6 protein-coding genes are annotated in these 6042 nt (G+C 66.0%); all 6 read left to right on the top strand.

Annotated elements, in window-relative coordinates; all coding sequences use genetic code 11:
* Window positions 1-537 (top strand): isocitrate/isopropylmalate family dehydrogenase (locus tag Q1J95_RS04040; protein ID WP_300265988.1); only part of this gene is annotated, 537 nt, incomplete at its 5' end.
* Window positions 538-582: 45 nt separating this feature from the next.
* Entirely contained in the window at window positions 583-1677 is a 1095-nt protein-coding gene (locus tag Q1J95_RS04035; RefSeq protein ID WP_300265987.1) for a branched-chain amino acid aminotransferase, read from the top strand.
* Window positions 1678-1704: 27 nt separating this feature from the next.
* Window positions 1705-2472 carry a fumarylacetoacetate hydrolase family protein gene (locus Q1J95_RS04030; protein ID WP_300265986.1) on the top strand — a complete coding sequence of 256 codons (768 nt, stop codon included), beginning with the start codon at window positions 1705-1707 and terminating at the stop codon, window positions 2470-2472.
* Window positions 2469-3728 carry an MFS transporter gene (locus Q1J95_RS04025; RefSeq protein ID WP_300265984.1) on the top strand — a complete coding sequence of 420 codons (1260 nt, stop codon included), beginning with the start codon at window positions 2469-2471 and terminating at the stop codon, window positions 3726-3728. Before Q1J95_RS04030 ends, Q1J95_RS04025 begins: the two co-directional genes overlap by 4 nt.
* The gene (locus Q1J95_RS04020; protein WP_300265983.1) at window positions 3725-4495 is read left to right on the top strand and encodes a class I SAM-dependent methyltransferase; all 771 of its coding nucleotides are present in this window, start codon (window positions 3725-3727) and stop codon (window positions 4493-4495) included. Before Q1J95_RS04025 ends, Q1J95_RS04020 begins: the two co-directional genes overlap by 4 nt.
* Before the next feature lie 31 nt (window positions 4496-4526).
* Window positions 4527-6032, top strand: coding sequence for a glutamate--tRNA ligase (gene gltX, locus Q1J95_RS04015; protein ID WP_300265982.1), 1506 nt, complete (start codon window positions 4527-4529; stop codon window positions 6030-6032).
* Window positions 6033-6042 lie beyond the last annotated feature (10 nt).

The raw sequence follows: 6042 nt of genomic DNA, 5'->3' as shown, positions 1-6042 counted from the left end.
CGTGCGGCGTTCGCGCTCGCCGAGCGCCGCCCTCGGAAGTTGACACTGGTGCACAAGACCAACGTGCTCGTCCACGCCGGAGGAATGTGGCAGCGCATCGTGAACGAGGTGGCTGCCGAGCATCCGGATGTGGCCGTAGACTATCTACACGTCGACGCGGCGACGATCTTCCTGGTCACGAACCCTACGCGCTTCGACGAGATAGTCACCGACAACCTCTTAGGCGATATCCTCACAGACCTTGCAGGTGCTGTCACCGGCGGCATCGGCCTTGCTGCATCGGGAAACATCAACCCCGACGGCACGTTTCCCTCGATGTTCGAGCCGGTTCACGGCTCGGCGCCTGACATCGCAGGGCAGCAGAAAGCCGACCCCACGGCGGCGATCCTCTCGGTCGCTCTGCTTCTCGATCACCTCGAGCTCAGAGAAGAATCCGATCGGGTCGCCCGCGCGGTCGAAGCCGACATCGCCGAGCGCAGCGGTTCTCGTACCACCACTCAGACGGGTGACGCCATCGTCAGTCGGCTCCAGGCGTAGTCTGGACGCACACAATCGCCACCCGCATCAAACGCAGGATGTGACATGACATCGATCGAAACCGAACTCGCGCCTCTTGAGTTCTCCGTGACCAAGAACCTCGCCGCTCGCAGCGCAGCCCAGCGTGACGAGATTCTTCAGAACCCCGGCTTCGGCAGCACCTTCACCGACCACATGGTCGACATCTGCTGGTCGGCTCGGGGTGGATGGCATCGGCCGAGGGTGCAGCCCTACGGCCCGATCGCGCTCGACCCGGCAGCTGCGGTATTGCACTACGGCCAGGAGATCTTCGAGGGCATCAAGGCTTATCGGCACGCCGATGGCTCGATCCACACGTTCCGACCCGATCAGAATGCAGCGCGTCTGCAGCGCAGCGCGCGGCGCATGGCGTTGCCCGAACTGCCGGCGGAGTACTTCATCCAGTCGCTTCGTGAGCTGATCGCCGTCGACGGAGCGTGGACTCCTTCGGGCGAAGACCAGAGCCTGTACCTGCGGCCGTTCATGTTCGCGAAAGAGGCGTTTCTCGGCGTTCGTCCGGCACAGAAGGTCGCCTACTATGTGATCGCCAGCCCGGCGGGGTCGTACTTCAGCGGAGGCGTCAAGCCGGTGCGCATCTGGCTGTCCGAGACCTATGCGCGGGCCGGACGGGGCGGCACCGGTGCGGCGAAGACAGGCGGCAACTACGCGTCCAGCCTGTTGCCGCAAGCCGAGGCTGCTGAGAAGGGATGCGACCAGGTCGTGTTCCTCGACCAGGACGGCAATGTCGAAGAGCTCGGCGGCATGAACGTCGTGTTCGTCTATAAAGACGGGCGCATCGTGACGCCCCAATCGGACAGCATCCTCGAGGGAATCACGCGCAACTCGCTGCTGCAGCTCGCCGAAGACCGCGGGCACACGGTCGAGCGCCGCGCGGTTTCGCTCAACGAATGGCGCGATGGCGTCGCCTCTGGTGACATCGTCGAGGTGTTCGCGTGCGGAACAGCGGCCGTGGTCACGCCGATCGGAACCCTGGTCGCTGAAGGCTTCGAAGACGAGCAGCCTCGCGGAGACCTCGCGCTCTCGCTGCGCGAGGAACTCACCGACATTCAGTACGGTCGTCGCGAGGACAAGCACGGCTGGCTGTACCGGCTCGACGCCTGAGCCGGTGCGAAGAAGTAGGCTGTTCGAGTGAAGATCGCACGTTTCAGCCACAGTGACGCCATCCGCTACGGCATCGTCGATGAGCAGGAGCTCGTCGTGCTGTCCGGTGACCCGATGTTCGCCGGATTCGACACGACCGGTGAGCGCGTGCCGGTGGCCGATGCCGCTCTGCTCGCACCGGTCATCCCTCGGTCGAAGGTCGTCTGCGTCGGCAAGAACTATCACGACCACGCCGCCGAGATGGGCGGTGAAGCGCCCGCAGAGCCGTTGCTCTTTCTCAAGCCGAACACGTCCGTCATCGGTCCTGGCGACACGATCGTGCGTCCGGCGCTGTCGGAGCGCGTCGAGCACGAGGGAGAACTCGCCGTCGTGATCGGACGTATCGCGAAGAACGTCACGGCCGAGAACGCCCTGGACTATGTCTTCGGCTACACCATCGGCAACGACGTGACGGCGCGCGACCTTCAGCAGAAGGACGGACAGTGGACGCGCGCCAAGGGCTTCGACACCTTCTGCCCACTGGGACCGGTGATCGAGACCGAGTTCGATTCGGCGGATGCCACGATCCAGACCCGTGTGAACGGGGAGGTGCGTCAGAGCGCGCCGCTGAGCGACATGATCCACTCGGTGGCTGAGATCATCGCGTACGCCTCGGCCGTGTTCACGCTGTTGCCGGGCGATGTCATCCTCACGGGCACCCCGGCTGGCGTCGGCACCGTCGTTGCCGGTGACACGGTGGAGGTCGAGGTCACGGGCCTCGGCATACTGCGCAGCATCGTGCGCGACGCTCGATGACCACATCCGCGGCCGTCGACCAGGCGGCCGTACAACGCCGCACGGTCGTCGTGCTGTCGATCGGCCAGATCTTGGGCGGTATCGCCTTCGGCGCGACCGTGTCGCTGGGGGCGCTGCTGGCAGCGGATATCTCGGGTGACGACGCGCTATCCGGACTTGCGACCGCGGCGGTGACGTTGGGCGCGGCGATGTGCGCGATTCCGTTGGCGCGCCTGGCGAGCCGTGTCGGACGCCGCCGTGCGCTCACTCTGGGCAACCTGTTCGCACTGGTCGGAATCGCCGTGGTGATCCTTGCTGCTGCGCTGCGGCTCTTCCCGATGCTGCTGGTCGGCATCGTGATGATCGGCGCTGGCAACGCGGGCAATCTGCAGTCACGCTTTGCCGCCACGGACTTGGCGTCGCCGAAGCATCGCGGTCGTGATCTCTCTGTGGTCGTCTGGGCGACGACGATCGGCGGGGTGTCTGGCCCGTTGCTGCTGGGGCCGGGCGAGATCGTCGGCCAAGCGATCGGCATGCCGCCGCAGACCGGTTCGTATCTGTTCTCGCTCGTCGCGCAGCTGGCGGCATTCACACTGTACATCGTCGCGCTGCGACCCGACCCGCTGCTTCTGGCGCAGCGTGTTGCGCGAGATGCCGCGGCGACGCAGGCCTCGACGCCCGCCGTGCGCGATCGACCGGCGGTGGCTCGTTATGCGATCCTCGCGATCGCGGGTTCGCACGTCGTGATGGCGTCTGTCATGGCGATGACGCCGGTGCACCTGTCGCATATGGCCCACAGCGCCCATGCCGGGCATGCATCCAGCGCCGATGTGTCATCGCTCGTCGGTGTGACGATCGCGCTGCATGTGGCGGGGATGTACGGGCTGTCTCCGATCTTCGGAATTCTGGCCGACCGGTGGGGTCGATTGCAGGTGGTGCTTCTCGGGCAGGCGATGCTGGCGGGCGCTCTCGGCTTCGCGGTCTTCGCGAACGATTCGGCCGGGGGAGTGATGACCGCCCTGATTCTGCTCGGGCTCGGGTGGAGCGCGGCGACGGTCGCTGGGGCTGCGCTATTGACCGAGGCGAGTGCTCCCGAGCTGCGAACGCGTCGTCAAGGGCGCAGCGACTCTCTCATGAGCCTGTGTGCGGCTGCCGGTGCGGTGTTGGCGGGCGTCGTGCTCGCGAACTTCCAGTACGCGGGGCTGGGCGTCGCGGCATCCGTCATCGTTCTTGCGATCGTCGTGACCGCGCCAGCGGGCCGGATGCGTGTCGCATGAGTGGCTGGGACGGTGTCGGAGCCGCCTACGCCGCGTCGTATGACGCGCTGTGCGCTGGGACGACGGAGGCGATCGCCGAGGCGCTGGGTGCGCCGGAGGAGCGGCGGTCGCTCGATGTCGGGTCGGGAACCGGAACCCTGGCGGCTGCGCTTGCTGAGCGCGGCTGGGCGGTGACCGGCTGCGAGCCCGAGAAGACGATGCGCGACGTTGCGGCAGCGCGGCATCCGATGATTGCGTTCGTCGCCGGCGCCCTGCCGGAGCTGCCATTCGCGGATTCCTCATTCGACGCCGTCACGGCGAACTTCGTGCTCAACCATGTGCCGGATCCGCGGGCGGCTGCCGCCGAGCTTCGCCGGGTCGCGCGCGCGGATGCTGCGCTCATCGCGACGATCTGGACTCTGTCACCGTCGTGGTTCTGGGCGACGGTGAGCGACCGCGCAGGACTCCCGCCGATGGCGGGGGCCCGGCTTCCTGCCGAGAAGGACTTCGAGCGTTCAGCGGGCGGGTTTAGCCGGATGCTGGCTGATGGCGGCTGGCACGGTGTGGAGGCGACCGAGCTCAGCTGGGTCTGGAAGGTGTCGCCCGAGGCGCTGTGGCTGTCGGCCGAGGGCGGTGTCGCCTCCGCCGGGGCGTTGTATCTGTCGCTCGACCCCCACGATCGCGCGGCGTTCCGCCGAGCGTTTGACGTACTCTGCGACGAGTCTGCGGTCGAGGGTGAAGTGCCGCTGGAGCACACGGCAGCGCTGGCCGGGGGACGCGCCGGTTGACACTCTCGCGCACGCGTAGGATTGAGGGGCTATGGCTACTCCTCACGCTCTCACCACAACTGCTACCGGTGCCGACGTTCGCGTTCGCTTCTGCCCATCGCCGACCGGTCTTCCGCACGTCGGGCTCATCCGCACCGCGCTGTTCAACTGGGCCTATGCGCGCCACAACGGCGGAAAGCTCGTCTTCCGTATTGAGGACACGGATGCTGCGCGTGACAGCGAGGAGAGCTATCAGCAGCTGCTCGACGCCCTGCGTTGGCTGAAGATCGACTGGGATGAGGGCGTCGAGGTCGGTGGGCCGCACGCACCGTATCGGCAATCTGAGCGTCACGACATCTACCGTGGTGTGATCGACAAGCTGCTCGCCAGCGGAGCACTCTACGAGAGCTTTTCAAACGCCGAAGAGATCGACGCGCGCAACGAGGCCAACGGCCGTGCGAAGCAGCTCGGCTATGACAACTTCGACCGCGACCTGACCGATGAGCAGAAGGCGGTGTTCCGCGCTGAGGGGCGCCAGCCGGCGTTGCGTCTGCGCGTGCCGGATGAAGATCTCACCTATGTCGATCTCATCCGCGGTGAGGTCACGTTCCCCGCTGGTTCCTTCCCTGACTTCGTCGTCGTGCGTCCGAACGGTGTGCCGCTGTACACCTTTGTCAATCCGGTCGATGATGCGCTGATGGGCATCACGCACGTGTTCCGCGGCGAAGACCTCATGCCGTCGACGGCTCGCCAGCTGGTGCTGTATGCGGCATTGATCGAAGCCGGCGTGACGACATTCGTGCCGCGCTTCGCGCACATGCCGCTCGTCTTGGGAGAAACAGGCAACAAGAAGCTCTCCAAGCGCGACCCGCAGGCCGATCTGTTCCTGCACCGCGACCGCGGCTTCATCCCGGAGGGGCTGCTGAACTACCTGGCGCTGCTGGGCTGGGCGATCGGTCCCGATCGCGACGTCTTCTCTCTGGACGAGTTCGTGGCCGCGTTCGACATCGAAAACGTGAATCCGAACCCGGCGCGCTTCGACCAGAAGAAGGCCGAGTCGATCAACGGTGACCACATCCGAATGCTCGATGAGAAGGACTTCGCCGAGCGGACGATCCCGTATCTGGCTGCGGCGGGCCTGTTCGATGAGCCGACGCATGAGCAGCTGGTGCTCGCCTTCCGCACGGCTCCGCTCGTGCAGGAGCGCGTGCAGCTGCTGGGAGATGTTGTGGGGATGATGGGCTTCCTCTTCACTGACGACATCTCTTATGACGCCGATGCGATGAAGGGCCTGCCCGCGAACGCTGCTGACGTTCTCGAGGCATGTGTCACGGCTCTCGAGCCGGTCACAGATTTCACGCCGCAGAACATTCAGGATGCCTTGGCCGCCGCGCTGGTCGAGAAGCTCGAGCTGAAGCCGCGCGTCGCCTACGGTCCGCCTCGTGTCGCCATCACGGGGCGGCGCGTCTCACCGCCGTTGTTCGAGTCGATGGAACTGCTGGGCAAGGACGAATCGCTGCGCCGACTGGGCCTGCTCCGCGACGTGCTGCGGGAGTGAGGCGCAAGAC

This window comes from Microbacterium sp., from assembly GCF_029263575.1.
In the GTDB taxonomy this organism is placed as follows: Bacteria; Actinomycetota; Actinomycetes; order Actinomycetales; family Microbacteriaceae; genus Microbacterium.
The sequence above is the reverse complement of the archived record's forward strand: the minus strand, read 5'-3'. Positions and strand labels throughout refer to the sequence as shown.

Excerpts from the sequence above, each read along its gene's own strand:
- gltX (WP_300265982.1), top strand. The coding sequence starts at position 4,527 with ATGGCTACTCCTCACGCTCTCACCACAACTGCTACCGGTGCCGACGTT.
- Q1J95_RS04035 (WP_300265987.1), top strand. The coding sequence starts at position 583 with ATGACATCGATCGAAACCGAACTCGCGCCTCTTGAGTTCTCCGTGACC.
- Q1J95_RS04025 (WP_300265984.1), top strand. The coding sequence starts at position 2,469 with ATGACCACATCCGCGGCCGTCGACCAGGCGGCCGTACAACGCCGCACG.
- Q1J95_RS04020 (WP_300265983.1), top strand. The coding sequence starts at position 3,725 with ATGAGTGGCTGGGACGGTGTCGGAGCCGCCTACGCCGCGTCGTATGAC.